We start from the raw sequence: 12,727 nt of genomic DNA, 5'->3' as shown, positions 1-12,727 counted from the left end.
CTCGGAGCGAGACGGTAAGTATGCTTTCTGGAGGTGACGGAGATGACTGCCGACAGCGGTGACCCACGTCCGGCCCGATCGCGAGCCCGGTTGCTCGATGCGGCGACGACGCTGTTGCGGTCAGGTGGTCCGAGTGCGGTGACGGTCGACGCGGTCACCAGGGCTGCGAATGTGGCCAGGGCGACGTTGTACCGGCACTTCCCGAGTGGAAATGACTTGCTGGCCGCGGCATTTCGAGCCCTTATCCCCGCTGCGCCGATGCCACCGGAGGACGGCCCGCTGCGGGACCGGCTGATCGCGCTGGTTCAGGCGCAGGCCGACTCGATCGCCGAGGCTCCGATCAGCATCACCGCGATGTCATGGTTGGCGCTCGGCGGCGACATGGAACAACTGCCGTGGCGGACCGGTGACAGCGCCGAGGTGCGGACCCTGCGTGAGCGGGTGGCCGAGCAGTATGCGGTGCCGTTCGAGGCGATCTTCGACAGTCCCGAAGCTATCGCCGAACTCGGTGAGGTGGATCGCACGCAGGCTGCCGCGCTGCTGCTGGGTCCGATCGTGCTGGGCAAGCTCAGCACGCTGCCGGGATTCGACTACACCGCCTGCGTGCGCGCAGCAGTGGATGGCTTCCTGGCCACCCACCGGCGGCCCGAGCGTCAGCGCAGCGAGTAACGAAGCGGCAGGTGCTTGAGTCCGCCGACGAACGTGGTCGCGGAAAGCTCTGGCGTGCCGGCCAATTCGATGGAGTCCAGTCGGCCCAGGAGCTCGGTGAACAAGCTGCTCATCTCCATCCTGGCCAGTGCTGCCCCCAGGCAGAAGTGCACGCCGTATCCGAACGCCAGGTGCTTGTTCGGGTCCCGTCCGACGTCGAAGCGGTGCGGATTGTCGAAGACTTCCTCGTCACGGTTACCCGAAACGTAGGCCAGATAGACGGATTCGCCCTTGGCGATCGGCACGCCGCGCACGGTGGTGTCGGCCGTGGCGGTGCGCATGAATTCCTTGACCGGGGTGGTCCACCGGATCATCTCCTCGACGGCGGTGCCCATCAGCTCGGGCTGCGTGCGCAGCCTGGCGAGCTGGTCAGGGTTCTCGATGAGCGCGTGCAATCCGCCGGAGATCGCATCCTTGGTGGTGTCGTGTCCGGCGCTGGCGACGATGACGTAATAGGAGGCGGTGTCGACGTCGGACAGCGGTTCCCCGTCGATGGTGCCGTTGGCGATGGCCGAGGCCAGATCCTCAGTCGGGTTGGCGCGGCGCGACGCGGTCAGCGATGAGAAGTAGGCGAAGAAATCCAGCAGGACCGCCAGGCCGTCCTCCAGGGACTTGCCGCGCTGGTACTCCTCGTCGTCGCCGCCGAACATCTCCTGGGTCAGCATGTGCATGCGAGCGAAGTCATCCTCGGGCAGCCCGAGCAGGGACATGATCACGTAGAGCGGGAAGTCGACGGCGATCGCGGTGACGAAATCGCACTCGGGCCCGATGTCGCGCATCTTGTCGACATAGCGTTTGGCGAGCTCGTCGACGCGGACCTTGAGCGCTCGCATTGCCTTGGGGCGGAACCAATCCGCGCCGATGGCCCGAACCTTGCGGTGGTGCGGGTCGTCCATGTGGATCAGCGTCCGGAGGCCCATGCCGGCCTCCAGCTGTTGCTTGGCCATGTCGTCGGCGGCCGCCGTGGCCAGCAGCGGGCGTGGCTCGCTGATGAAGAGCTCGTTGTCGCGCTCGACGGCCATGATGTCGGCATGCTTGGTGATCGCCCAGAACGGTCGATAGGGCCGGTTGTCGACCCAGGCCACCGGATTGTTGGCGCGCAAATGGGTCAGCGCGGTGTGCAGGCGTGCATCGTCGGCGTAAGCCGCCGGATCGGCGAGCACCTTCGCGGCGTCATCCATCGTCGGCGCGCTCATTCGGACTCCTCACTACCGGGACTTGACGGGTGTCAACTACCACCATATGTGATCGGCGCCACGTAAGGGAGCTGATTTTGGCGATCCGCCCCGTACGCTCGCTGGCATGCGGTCCGGGCGTCGCGTCGTCGCGTTGCTGGCAGTGCTGGCGATGCTGGTCGGAGGTTGTGCGTGGGGTGGCGGTCGCGGTGCGACGCCGAGTGATCCGGCCGTTCATCCGCCGGGGCACGGGCAGGGGCGGAACCCGGCGCTCGTCCAGACCGCAGCCGGAACCCTGCGCGGCACAGTGGCATCCGACCACCGCCTGTTCGCCGGCGTGCCGTACGCCGCCGCGCCGGTGGGGCCCATGCGGTTCGCCGCGCCGGGCCCCGCGCCGGGATGGCCGGGGGAGCGCGACGCCACCCGGCCCGGGCCGCGGTGCATCCAGGACCCCGATCTGGATCCCGAACGCGGGGCCAACACCGCCGAGGACTGCCTGAGTCTGAACGTCTGGACGCCGCCGGTCTCGGATAAGTTGCGCCCCGTCATGGTGTGGATCCACGGCGGCGCGTTCGCGGGCGGCAGCAGCGGTATCTACGACGCGGCGCGGTTGGCCGTGCGCGGTGACATCGTGGTGGTGACGATCAACTACCGCCTCGGCACGTTGGGGTTCCTGGCTCATCCGGCCCTGGGGTCCGCTGGTGACATCGGCAACTACGGCCTGGCCGACCAGCAGGCGGCACTGCGGTGGGTCCGCGACAACATCGCCGATTTCGGTGGCGATCCCGAAAAGGTCACCGTTGCCGGGGAATCCGCGGGTGGAATGTCGGTGTGTGACCATCTGGTTTCGCCGGGTTCGACGGGATTGTTCCGGGCTGCGATCCTGATGAGCGCACCGTGCCAGGCGCAGGCCGGCCTGGCCACCGCGACGCGACGCTCATCCGATTACGCGGCCGCGGTCGGATGTCCCGATCTCGTGGTGGCGGCCACCTGCTTGCGGGCACTGCCGGTGGACCGGTTACGAAAGCCGGTGTGGTACTTCAATATCGGCAGCGACGAGCTGACCGGTCCGGTCACCGGTTCGGCGTTGATTCCTCAGGACCCGTTGGCGGCATTCGGATCTGACCGCGCCGATCCGGTGCCGGTGCTACTCGGCACCACCCGAGATGAGTTCACGTTGTTCGTAGCCCTGCGCTATCTGCGGCACGGTCAGCGCTACTCGGCGGCGGATTATCCGCGACTCCTGTCCGAGACCTTCGGCGTCGACGCTGCAGCGGTCGGCGCGCACTACCCGATCGATCGGTACGGCGGCGTGGCACAGGCATATTCGGCGGCCGTGACCGACGGTGCCTTTGCCTGCGTCTCGGAGCGGATGGCCGGTGAGCTGTCCCGGACCCGGCCGGTCTATGCCTACGAGTTCAACGATCGCTCCGCCCCGGCGCCGGAAGTTCTGCGAACTCTGCCCTTCCCGGTCGGCGCCAGTCACTCGCTGGAGCTTCGCTACCTGTTCGACGTCGGTGGGGCGCCCCCGTTGGCTCCGGCACAGCAACGGCTCTCGGACCAGATGATCGACTACTGGAGCGCTTTCGTGCGCACCGGCAATCCTGCGGTCGATGGTCAGCCGGGCTGGCCAGGCTTCGATCCGGGGGGCGACGGCGCCCGAATGTCGTTGCAGGCCGACGGCAGTCGTGTCGACAGTGGCTATGCACGCGAGCATCAATGCCCCTTCTGGGCCGGGCTGAGGGAGAAGTGAACTCGATGGCGACACCGGATCCACATGCGTTCGCCGAGGAATGGGTGAACGCATGGAATGCGCACGACGTGGAGGCGGTGCTGGTGCACTTTCACGACGATGTGTTGTTCAGTTCGCCGGTCGCGGCGCGTCTCCTGCCCGAGACCGGGGGTGTGGTGCGGGGCAAGGATGCGCTGCGGCACTACTGGACCACTGCGCTCGTCGGGATGCCGGATCTGCATTTCGAGGTGCTCGCCACATACCGTGGCGAGTCGGCCCTGGTGATCCACTACCGCAATCAGAAAGGCGGGTTGGTCAACGAGGTGCTGCTGTTCGACGGCGCGCTGGTGCGCGAGGGTCACGGCACCTATCTCGACTAGCGCCGCTGGAACAGGACCGCTAGACCGGTGTCACCCAGGTGGTGATGTCGGCGTGCACCACCTCGACGCCGTGGCGGTCGGTGATGCTGACCGGCACCACGATGTCGGTGCCTTCGGTGATGGTGCCGAAATCCGGCGGGGTCAGCTCGGCCCTGGCCTGCAGGGAGGTGGTGGCCTTGGCGAGGTACTGAACGTTCATCGCCTTGGGGATCCAGCGGTGGGTCGTCGGCACCGTGGCCTCCATCAGCATGCCCATCGCCATCTCGGCGGCATTGCACGATGCGATCGCGTGCACGGTGTGCAGGTGGTTGTAGACGTAGAACCACTTCGGCACCGTCACCTCGGCCAGGCCGGGCTCCATGCGGACGACGTGGGGGAGGATCGAGGCGAAATAGGGCACCCGGGCCATGGCCGCCGCGGAGAACGCCCAGCTGCCACCGGGCAGCGGTGACAACTTCTTCCATGCCTTATAGGTAGCGCTGGGTGTCCTCACAGGAGACTGCGTCATGCGCCATACCTTACTCAGAAGTAAGTTCGGTGGAACGGGGCTGTCGCGTGCGAAGCGCGGTGGCGGCCGGACGAGCATTTTTCCGCCATGGCGCTACATAAGCGGACTGCATCCGGCCGGTCCCCGACCTGCTCGATCGTGGATTTGGAGCATGCCCGGATCTAAGGCATACTGTTCGGGTTGCCTTGCGCCGGGTATTCCTGGCCAGGCATACGACCCGCGCCCCCACGGGCGCATCCGGTCCCAACACTAGATCGCGACTGAATTCCAGGGCGAGATAGTGTGCGCGAAGGCGACACGCCCGACCGCGGGGGCCGGTGGACCACAGACAGGTAAACAGCGGCGGCAATTCTCGGCGCACCCGCGCCGAGGCACAGGCCCGACGGGTTTCGGTGGGATCTCCCATCGAGGCTTCGGTACGGCCGGCCAATGTACGAAGTAGAGGTAGGAGAAGCGTGGCGGGACAGAAGATCCGCATCAGGCTCAAGGCCTACGACCATGAGGCCATTGATGCCTCGGCGCGCAAGATCGTCGAGACGGTCACCCGTACCGGTGCCAGCGTCGTGGGCCCCGTGCCGTTGCCGACTGAGAAGAACATTTACTGCGTCATCCGGTCGCCGCACAAGTACAAGGACTCGCGCGAGCATTTCGAAATGCGCACCCACAAGCGACTGATCGACATCCTCGACCCGACGCCGAAGACGGTTGACGCGCTCATGCGTATCGACCTGCCGGCCAGTGTCGACGTCAATATCCAGTAGGAGACCCGAGAAAAATGGCTAGAAAAGGCATTTTGGGCACCAAGCTGGGCATGACGCAGGTGTTCGACGAGAACAACAAAGTCGTCCCGGTGACGGTCGTGAAGGCCGGCCCCAACGTGGTGACCCTTATCCGTACCCCCGAGCGCGACGGCTACAGCGCCGTGCAGCTCGCCTATGGCGAGATCAGCCCGCGCAAGGTCAACAAGCCCGTCACCGGTCAGTACGCCGCCGCGGGTGTCAACCCGCGCCGCCACCTGGCTGAGCTGCGGGTCGACGAAGCTGCTGCCGCCGAGTACGAGGTGGGCCAGGAGCTGACCGCCGAGATCTTCGCCGACGGTGCTTACGTCGACGTGACCGGCACCAGCAAGGGCAAGGGCTTCGCCGGCACCATGAAGCGTCACGGCTTCGCCGGTCAGGGCGCCAGCCACGGCGCCCAGGCCGTGCACCGCCGCCCCGGCTCCATCGGTGGCTGTGCCACCCCGGGCCGCGTGTTCAAGGGCACCCGGATGTCGGGCCGCATGGGCCACGACCGGGTGACCACGCAGAACCTCAAGGTTCACAAGGTCGATGCCGAGAACGGCGTGCTGTTGATCAAGGGCGCCATCCCCGGACGCAACGGTGGTCTGGTGGTTGTCCGCAGCGCAATCAAGCGAGGCGAGAAGTAATGACTCTCAAAATTGATGTGAAGACGCCGGCAGGCAAGAAGGACGGCTCCATCGAGCTGCCCGACGCCCTGTTCGACGTCGAACCCAACATCGCTCTGATGCACCAGGTCGTCAACGCTCAGTTGGCCGCCAAGCGCCAGGGCACGCATGCGACGAAGACCCGCGCCATGGTCTCCGGTGGCGGCAAGAAGCCGTACCGGCAGAAGGGCACCGGCCGGGCTCGTCAGGGCTCGACCCGTGCGCCGCAGTTCACCGGCGGTGGCGTCGTGCACGGCCCGCAGCCGCGCGACTACAGCCAGCGGACCCCGAAGAAGATGATCGCCGCCGCCCTGCGCGGTGCGCTCTCGGACCGGGCCCGCAACGAGCGGATCCACGCGATCACCGAACTGGTGGAGGGTCAGACCCCGTCGACCAAGAGCGCCAAGGCGTTCCTGGGCAGCCTGACCGAGAACAAGAAGGTTCTCGTCGTCATCGGCCGCACCGATGAGGTCGGCGCCCGTAGCGTCCGCAACCTGCCTGGTGTGCACGTGATCTCGCCGGATCAGCTCAACACCTACGACGTGCTCCGTGCGGACGATCTGGTGTTCAGCGTCGAGGCGCTGAACGCGTACATCGCTGCGAATACGAAAGAGGAGGTGTCGGCCTGATGGCTACCGTGACCGACCCCCGCGACATCATCCTGGCTCCGGTCATCTCGGAGAAGTCGTACGGGCTGATCGAGAACAACGTGTACACGTTCGTCGTGCACCCGGATTCGAACAAGACGCAGATCAAGATCGCCATTGAGAAGATCTTCGACGTCAAGGTCAGTTCGGTGAACACCGCCAACCGCCAGGGCAAGCGCAAGCGCACCCGCTCGGGCTTCGGCAAGCGCAAGGACACCAAGCGTGCCATCGTCACCCTGGTCGCCGGCAGCAAGCCGATCGAACTGTTCGGAGCCCCGGCGTAAGCCGGGAACTAAGAGGATTTAACTGATATGGGAATTCGCAAGTACAAGCCGACGACTCCGGGTCGTCGCGGTGCCAGCGTCTCCGATTTCGCCGAGATCACTCGTTCGACTCCGGAGAAATCGCTGATTCGCCCGCTGCACGGCAAGGGTGGTCGTAACGCCCACGGCCGGATCACCACCCGGCACAAGGGTGGTGGCCACAAGCGTGCCTACCGCGTCATCGACTTCCGTCGCCACGACAAGGACGGCGTCAACGCCAAGGTTGCGCACATCGAGTACGACCCCAACCGCACCGCGAACATCGCGCTGCTTCACTACCTGGACGGCGAGAAGCGCTACATCATCGCGCCCCAGGGCCTGAAGCAGGGCGACGTGATCGAGCAGGGGCCGAACGCCGACATCAAGCCGGGCAACAGCCTGCCGCTGCGCAACATCCCCGCCGGTACCGTGATCCACGCTGTGGAGCTGCGGCCCGGTGGCGGTGCCAAGATGGGCCGCTCTGCCGGTGTCAGCATCCAGTTGCTGGGTAAGGAAGGCACCTACGCCTCGCTGCGTATGCCGTCCGGTGAAATCCGCCGCGTCGACGTGCGCTGCCGCGCCACCGTCGGCGAGGTCGGCAACAAGGAGCAGGCCAACATCAACTGGGGTAAGGCCGGCCGTATGCGGTGGAAGGGCAAGCGCCCGACCGTCCGTGGTGTCGTGATGAACCCGGTCGACCACCCGCATGGTGGTGGTGAGGGTAAGACCTCTGGTGGCCGCCATCCGGTCAGCCCGTGGGGTAAGCCTGAGGGCCGCACCCGCAAGCCCAACAAGCCGAGCGACAAGCTCATCGTCCGTCGCCGGCGCACCGGCAAGAACAAGCGCTAGGCAGCGGAAGGAGTAGGAGCGATGCCTCGTAGTCTCAAAAAGGGTCCGTTCGTCGACGGCCATCTTCTCAAGAAGGTCGACGTTCAGAACGACAAGAACACCAAGCAGGTCATCAAGACCTGGTCGCGTCGGTCGACCATCCTCCCCGACTTCATCGGGCATACCTTTGCGGTGCATGACGGCCGCAAGCATGTCCCGGTGTTCGTCACCGAGGCGATGGTCGGGCACAAGTTGGGCGAATTCGCCCCGACGCGCACCTTCAAGGGTCACATCAAGGACGACCGGAAGAGCAAGCGGCGATGAGTACCACAGTCACTGAATACCCATCCGCGATGGCGCAGGCACGTTTCGTGCGTGTCTCCGCCAGCAAGGCCCGTCGTGTCATCGACCTGGTCCGCGGCAAGAGCGTCGAGCAAGCCCTCGACATCTTGCGGTGGGCGCCGCAGGGTGCCAGCGAGACGGTCGCCAAGGTGATCGCGAGCGCTGCCGCCAACGCGCAGAACAACGAGGGCCTGGACCCGACGACGCTGGTGGTTGCGACCATCCACGCCGATGAGGGTCCGACCGCCAAGCGCATCCGTCCGCGTGCCCAGGGGCGTGCGTTCCGGATCCGCAAGCGCACCAGCCACATCACGGTGATCGTGGAGAGCCGTCCGCCCAAGCAGAAGGGTGCGCCCGCCGCCTCGGCACGCAGCCGTCGTGCACAGGGCAGCAAGGCCGCCGCCGTGAAGGGCACGGCCGAGACGAAGGGAGGCTCGGAGTAGTGGGCCAGAAGATCAATCCCCACGGCTTCCGGCTCGGTATCACCACCGAGTGGAAGTCCCGGTGGTACGCCGACAAGCAGTACAAGGACTACGTGAAGGAAGACGTCGCCATCCGGCGTCTGCTGGCTACGGGTCTTGAGCGCGCCGGCATCGCCGACGTGGAGATCGAGCGCACCCGGGACCGGGTCCGCGTTGACATCCACACCGCGCGTCCCGGCATCGTCATCGGTCGCCGCGGCACCGAGGCCGACCGCATCCGTGCCGACCTGGAGAAGCTGACCAAGAAGCAGGTTCAGCTGAACATCCTCGAGGTGAAGAACCCCGAGTCGACGGCACAGCTCGTCGCTCAGGGTGTGGCCGAGCAGCTGAGCAACCGTGTGGCGTTCCGCCGCGCGATGCGCAAGGCGATCCAGTCGGCCATGCGCCAGCCCAACGTCAAGGGCATCCGGGTGCAGTGCTCGGGCCGCCTCGGTGGTGCTGAGATGAGCCGCTCGGAGTTCTACCGCGAGGGTCGGGTTCCGCTGCACACGCTGCGCGCGGACATCGACTACGGCCTCTACGAGGCCAAGACCACCTTCGGTCGGATCGGCGTGAAGGTGTGGATCTACAAGGGCGACATCGTCGGTGGCAAGCGTGAGCTGACCGCCGCCGCACCGGCCAGCGACCGGCCGCGTCGTGAGCGTCCGTCGGGTACCCGGCCGCGTCGTAGCGGTTCCTCGGGCACCACGGCGACGAGCACTGAGGCCGGCCGCGCTGCGACCGGAGATGCGCCCGCAGCTACTGAGGCCGCTGCTGTCGAGGCTGCGCCGGCCGCTGAGAGCACGGAGAGCTAAACCATGCTGATTCCCCGTAAGGTCAAGCACCGCAAGCAGCATCACCCGCGCCAGCGCGGCATCGCCAGCGGTGGCACGTCGGTGAGCTTCGGTGACTACGGCATCCAGGCCCTCGGCCACGCCTACATCACCAACCGGCAGATCGAGTCCGCTCGTATCGCCATCAACCGGCACATCAAGCGTGGCGGCAAGGTCTGGATCAACATCTTCCCGGACCGCCCGCTGACCAAGAAGCCTGCCGAGACCCGCATGGGTTCCGGTAAGGGTTCGCCGGAGTGGTGGATTGCCAACGTCAAGCCGGGCCGCATTTTGTTCGAGATCAGCTACCCCGACGAGAAGATCGCCAAGGAAGCACTGACTCGCGCAATCCACAAGCTGCCGATCAAGGCACGCATCGTGAGTCGAGAGGAGCAGTTCTGATGGCAGTGGGAACTACTCCTGGTGAGCTGCGTGAACTGTCCGACACCGAGTTGACGGCAAAGCTGCGCGAGTCCAAGGAAGAGCTGTTCAACCTGCGCTTCCAGATGGCAACCGGTCAGCTGGCCAACAACCGTCGGCTGCGCGTCGTGCGCCAGGAGATTGCACGGGTCTACACCGTGCTGCGTGAACGTGAGTTGGGTCTGGCTTCCGGACCCGTTGGTGAGGATTCGTAATGGCAGAGACTAAAGGCCCCAAGCACACGCCGGCCACCGAGAAGCCCCGTGGCCGTCGCAAGACCGCCATCGGCTACGTGGTGAGCGACAAGATGCAGAAGACCATCGTGGTCGAGCTGGAATCTCGTAAGAGCCACCCGCTCTACGGCAAGATCATCCGGACCACCACCAAGGTCAAGGCGCACGACGAGAACGGCGATGCCGGTATCGGCGACCGCGTCTCGTTGATGGAGACCCGGCCGACGTCGGCCACCAAGCGGTGGCGGCTGGTCGAGGTGCTGGAGAAGGCCAAGTAGCCTTCTCCGCGCGAGCAGACTGAAAAGTGCCCCAAACCTTCGGGTTTGGGGCACTTTTGTGTCTGCTCGCGGGTCTGGTCAATTCACCGTCACCCAGACAGATGGTGCGATCAACGTATCCATCTGATCTCCTCACGATTTGCTGCACGGTTTTCAGCAACGCGATATCCATTTGTTTTGTGCGCGACCCGAATTCCCGCGAAGTCGCTGATCTGGAGCTACGGGTCGGATCGGTCCGGCGATTCGCCTGCAGATGCGGTTGGGCGAGCAGCATAATTTGCTCGCATGGATCCCGATTCGAAGTCGCAAAGTGCCGGTGAGAACAACGAAGTCCGTGCGCAGTTGCCGCGGCGCAAGCTGCTGGGGGGCCTGGCTGTCGCCGGTGTCGGCACCGTGGCCGTGTCCACGCTGCTGGCCGGCTGTGACAGCGACTCCGGCGGATCAGCCGGCGGCAGTGGCGGAGTGAAGACCGACAACAGCGTCAAAGGCGCGACCGACGCGACCAAGGCAGCCAATCAGAAGCTACTCGATACGCTCCCGTTCAACGACAAGGCTGATTTCGAAGACGCCAAGCGGGGGCTGATCGAACGTCCGGAGACACTGACGATCAAGGACGCGAATGGCAATGTCGTGTGGGACCTTGAGGAATACAAGACCTACATTGCCGACGACAAGCCGGCCCCGGAGACCGTCAATCCCAGCCTGTGGCGTAATGCCCAGCTGTGTATGGAGTACGGCCTGTTCGAGGTCGTGCCTGATCGGATCTACCAGGTGCGCGGCTACGACCTGTCGAACGTGACCTTCATCAAGGGTGACACCGGCTGGGTCGTGATCGACACGGCGATCTCGCCCGAGACCGCCAAGGCCGCATTGGATCTGGCGAACACGAAGCTTGGGAATCGCCCGATTGTCGCCGTGGTCCACAGCCACTCGCATGTCGACCACTACGGTGGTGTGCGCGGCCTCGTGAACCAGGCTGACGTCGACTCCGGCAAGGTGAAAATCATCGCGCCGCAAGCCTTCGTCGAGGATGCGGTGAACGAGAATGTCATCGCCGGCAACGCGATGTCGCGGCGCGCGATCTATATGTACGGCGCCCTGCTGCCCCGAAACGCGGAGGGTGGCGTCAATGGTGGTCTGGGGCAGACGGTGTCTACCGGGGTGCCGACGCTGATCATTCCGACCGACATCATCAGCACGACCGGAACCAAGATGACCGTCGACGGTGTCGACATGGAGTTCCAGATGACTCCGGGCACCGAGGCGCCGACCGAGATGAACACGTTCTTCCCGCAGTTCAAAGCCATGTGGATGGCCGAGAACACCACCAACACCATGCACAACCTGCTGACGTTGCGCGGGGCGCAGGTGCGTGACGCGCTGAAGTGGGCCAGCTTCCTCAACGAAACGATCCGGACGTACGGGCCCAACACCGAGGTCAAGTTCCAGAGCCACCACTGGCCGAAGTGGGGCAATGCCAACATCATCGACTACTGGAAGAAGCAGCGTGACATGTACAAGTACATGCACGACCAGTCGGTGCGCATGATGAATCAGGGTCTGGTGGGTTCGGAGATCGCGGAAGAGATTCAGTTCCCGCCCGAAATCAACACGTACTGGCCCGACCGTGGTTATTACGGCACCCTCAAGCACAACTCACGTGCGGTGTACCAGCGTTACATGGGCTGGTACGACGGCAATCCGTCCGACCTCGACGACCTGCCGCCGGTGGACGCGGCCAAGAAGTACGTCGAGTACATGGGTGGTGAAGATGCGATTCTGGAGAAGGCTCAGAAGGATTTCGACAACGGCAACTACCGCTGGACCGCCATGGTGCTCAAGCAGGTGGTGTTTGCCAATCCGGACAGTGCGAACGGAAAGAACCTGCTGGCCGACAGTTACGAGCAGATGGGCTATCAGGCCGAGTCCGGCCCGTGGCGCTCGGTGTATCTGCAGGGCGCCTACGAGCTCCGCAACGGGGTGCCGACTGCCGGTGGCACAGATACCGCGAGCCCCGACACCATCGAGGCCATGCCGCCCGAGATGATGTTCGACTACCTCGGGGTGCGGTTGAACGGACCGAAGGCGGCGGGCAAGAACATCAAGCTCAACGTCACGTTCGACGACCTGAAGCAGGACTACACCCTGTTCGTCGAGAACGGCGTGCTGAACTACGCACCAGGCAAGATCGGCGATGCCAATGCGAGCCTCACGCTGTCCAAAGAGACGATGAACCAGATCCAGTTGGGGAAGCTGAAGCTCGATGACGGCATCGATCAGAAGAAAGTCGCCGTCGACGGAAACCGGGATTCGGTCAGCGAGTTCATCGGACTGATGGACACCTTCCCGTTCTGGTTCAACATCGTCACGCCGTAGGGCCTTACGTCAACACCCTTGAGCTAGTGCTGCGGGTCAGTCTTACTTAGGTGGTACACC

At 64.8% G+C, this 12,727-nt stretch carries 17 protein-coding genes; 15 read left to right on the top strand and 2 right to left on the bottom strand.

Going from position 1 to position 12,727, the window contains the following annotated elements:
- Positions 1 to 42 precede the first annotated feature (42 nt).
- Entirely contained in the window at positions 43 to 669 is a 627-nt protein-coding gene (locus JOF57_RS19405; protein ID WP_209919114.1) for a TetR/AcrR family transcriptional regulator, read from the top strand.
- On the opposite strand, the gene JOF57_RS19400 is transcribed toward JOF57_RS19405, so the two are convergent.
- The gene (locus tag JOF57_RS19400; RefSeq protein ID WP_209919112.1) at positions 654 to 1,904 is read right to left on the bottom strand and encodes a cytochrome P450; all 1,251 of its coding nucleotides are present in this window, start codon (positions 1,902 to 1,904) and stop codon (positions 654 to 656) included. The genes JOF57_RS19405 and JOF57_RS19400 overlap by 16 nt on opposite strands.
- Before the next feature lie 106 nt (positions 1,905 to 2,010).
- Between JOF57_RS19400 and JOF57_RS19395 the strand changes: the two genes are divergently transcribed.
- Together JOF57_RS19395 and JOF57_RS19390 are read left to right on the top strand one after the other, a co-directional pair.
- The gene (locus tag JOF57_RS19395) at positions 2,011 to 3,636 is read left to right on the top strand and encodes a carboxylesterase/lipase family protein (protein ID WP_209919110.1); all 1,626 of its coding nucleotides are present in this window, start codon (positions 2,011 to 2,013) and stop codon (positions 3,634 to 3,636) included.
- Positions 3,637 to 3,641: 5 nt separating this feature from the next.
- Positions 3,642 to 3,995, top strand: a complete 354-nt coding sequence (locus tag JOF57_RS19390; protein WP_209919108.1) for a nuclear transport factor 2 family protein — start codon at positions 3,642 to 3,644, stop codon at positions 3,993 to 3,995.
- 19 nt (positions 3,996 to 4,014) lie between these two features.
- Here the strand turns inward: JOF57_RS19390 and JOF57_RS19385 are convergent, their stop codons facing one another.
- Positions 4,015 to 4,503 carry a hotdog fold domain-containing protein gene (locus tag JOF57_RS19385; protein WP_209919105.1) on the bottom strand — a complete coding sequence of 163 codons (489 nt, stop codon included), beginning with the start codon at positions 4,501 to 4,503 and terminating at the stop codon, positions 4,015 to 4,017.
- 455 nt (positions 4,504 to 4,958) lie between these two features.
- Here JOF57_RS19385 and rpsJ point away from each other — a divergent pair, with 455 nt between their 5' ends.
- The 12 genes from rpsJ (at position 4,959) to JOF57_RS19325 (ending at position 12,667) form a co-directional block, all read left to right on the top strand.
- Positions 4,959 to 5,264 carry a 30S ribosomal protein S10 gene (gene rpsJ / locus JOF57_RS19380; RefSeq protein ID WP_003925843.1) on the top strand — a complete coding sequence of 102 codons (306 nt, stop codon included), beginning with the start codon at positions 4,959 to 4,961 and terminating at the stop codon, positions 5,262 to 5,264.
- Between the two features lie 14 nt (positions 5,265 to 5,278).
- On the top strand, positions 5,279 to 5,929 hold the full coding sequence (gene rplC / locus JOF57_RS19375) for a 50S ribosomal protein L3 (protein WP_044516127.1): 651 nt from the start codon (positions 5,279 to 5,281) through the stop codon (positions 5,927 to 5,929).
- Entirely contained in the window at positions 5,929 to 6,576 is a 648-nt protein-coding gene (gene rplD, locus JOF57_RS19370; protein WP_209919103.1) for a 50S ribosomal protein L4, read from the top strand. Before rplC ends, rplD begins: the two co-directional genes overlap by 1 nt.
- Complete coding sequence (gene rplW, locus JOF57_RS19365) at positions 6,576 to 6,878, top strand: 50S ribosomal protein L23 (protein ID WP_163664198.1); 303 nt, start codon at positions 6,576 to 6,578, stop codon at positions 6,876 to 6,878. The genes rplD and rplW overlap by 1 nt, the downstream gene beginning before the upstream one ends.
- Positions 6,879 to 6,905: 27 nt before the next feature.
- The gene (gene rplB, locus JOF57_RS19360) at positions 6,906 to 7,745 is read left to right on the top strand and encodes a 50S ribosomal protein L2 (RefSeq protein ID WP_163664196.1); all 840 of its coding nucleotides are present in this window, start codon (positions 6,906 to 6,908) and stop codon (positions 7,743 to 7,745) included.
- Between the two features lie 21 nt (positions 7,746 to 7,766).
- On the top strand, positions 7,767 to 8,048 hold the full coding sequence (gene rpsS, locus JOF57_RS19355; protein ID WP_163664194.1) for a 30S ribosomal protein S19: 282 nt from the start codon (positions 7,767 to 7,769) through the stop codon (positions 8,046 to 8,048).
- On the top strand, positions 8,045 to 8,509 hold the full coding sequence (rplV, locus tag JOF57_RS19350; protein WP_163664193.1) for a 50S ribosomal protein L22: 465 nt from the start codon (positions 8,045 to 8,047) through the stop codon (positions 8,507 to 8,509). Before rpsS ends, rplV begins: the two co-directional genes overlap by 4 nt.
- Complete coding sequence (gene rpsC / locus JOF57_RS19345; RefSeq protein WP_209919100.1) at positions 8,509 to 9,342, top strand: 30S ribosomal protein S3; 834 nt, start codon at positions 8,509 to 8,511, stop codon at positions 9,340 to 9,342. Before rplV ends, rpsC begins: the two co-directional genes overlap by 1 nt.
- 3 nt (positions 9,343 to 9,345) lie before the next feature.
- Positions 9,346 to 9,762 (top strand): 50S ribosomal protein L16, encoded by a 417-nt coding sequence (rplP, locus tag JOF57_RS19340; RefSeq protein ID WP_036441254.1) that lies wholly within the window; start codon positions 9,346 to 9,348, stop codon positions 9,760 to 9,762.
- Positions 9,762 to 9,995, top strand: a complete 234-nt coding sequence (gene rpmC / locus JOF57_RS19335; protein ID WP_055109978.1) for a 50S ribosomal protein L29 — start codon at positions 9,762 to 9,764, stop codon at positions 9,993 to 9,995. Before rplP ends, rpmC begins: the two co-directional genes overlap by 1 nt.
- Positions 9,995 to 10,291 carry a 30S ribosomal protein S17 gene (gene rpsQ, locus JOF57_RS19330; protein ID WP_209919098.1) on the top strand — a complete coding sequence of 99 codons (297 nt, stop codon included), beginning with the start codon at positions 9,995 to 9,997 and terminating at the stop codon, positions 10,289 to 10,291. Before rpmC ends, rpsQ begins: the two co-directional genes overlap by 1 nt.
- A gap of 285 nt (positions 10,292 to 10,576) precedes the next feature.
- Entirely contained in the window at positions 10,577 to 12,667 is a 2,091-nt protein-coding gene (locus tag JOF57_RS19325) for an alkyl/aryl-sulfatase (protein WP_234938181.1), read from the top strand.
- Positions 12,668 to 12,727: the final 60 nt, after the last annotated feature.

The sequence above is a fragment of the Mycolicibacterium lutetiense genome, assembly GCF_017876775.1.
In the GTDB taxonomy this organism is placed as follows: Bacteria; Actinomycetota; Actinomycetes; order Mycobacteriales; family Mycobacteriaceae; genus Mycobacterium; species Mycobacterium lutetiense.
The sequence above is the reverse complement of the archived record's forward strand: the minus strand, read 5'-3'. Positions and strand labels throughout refer to the sequence as shown.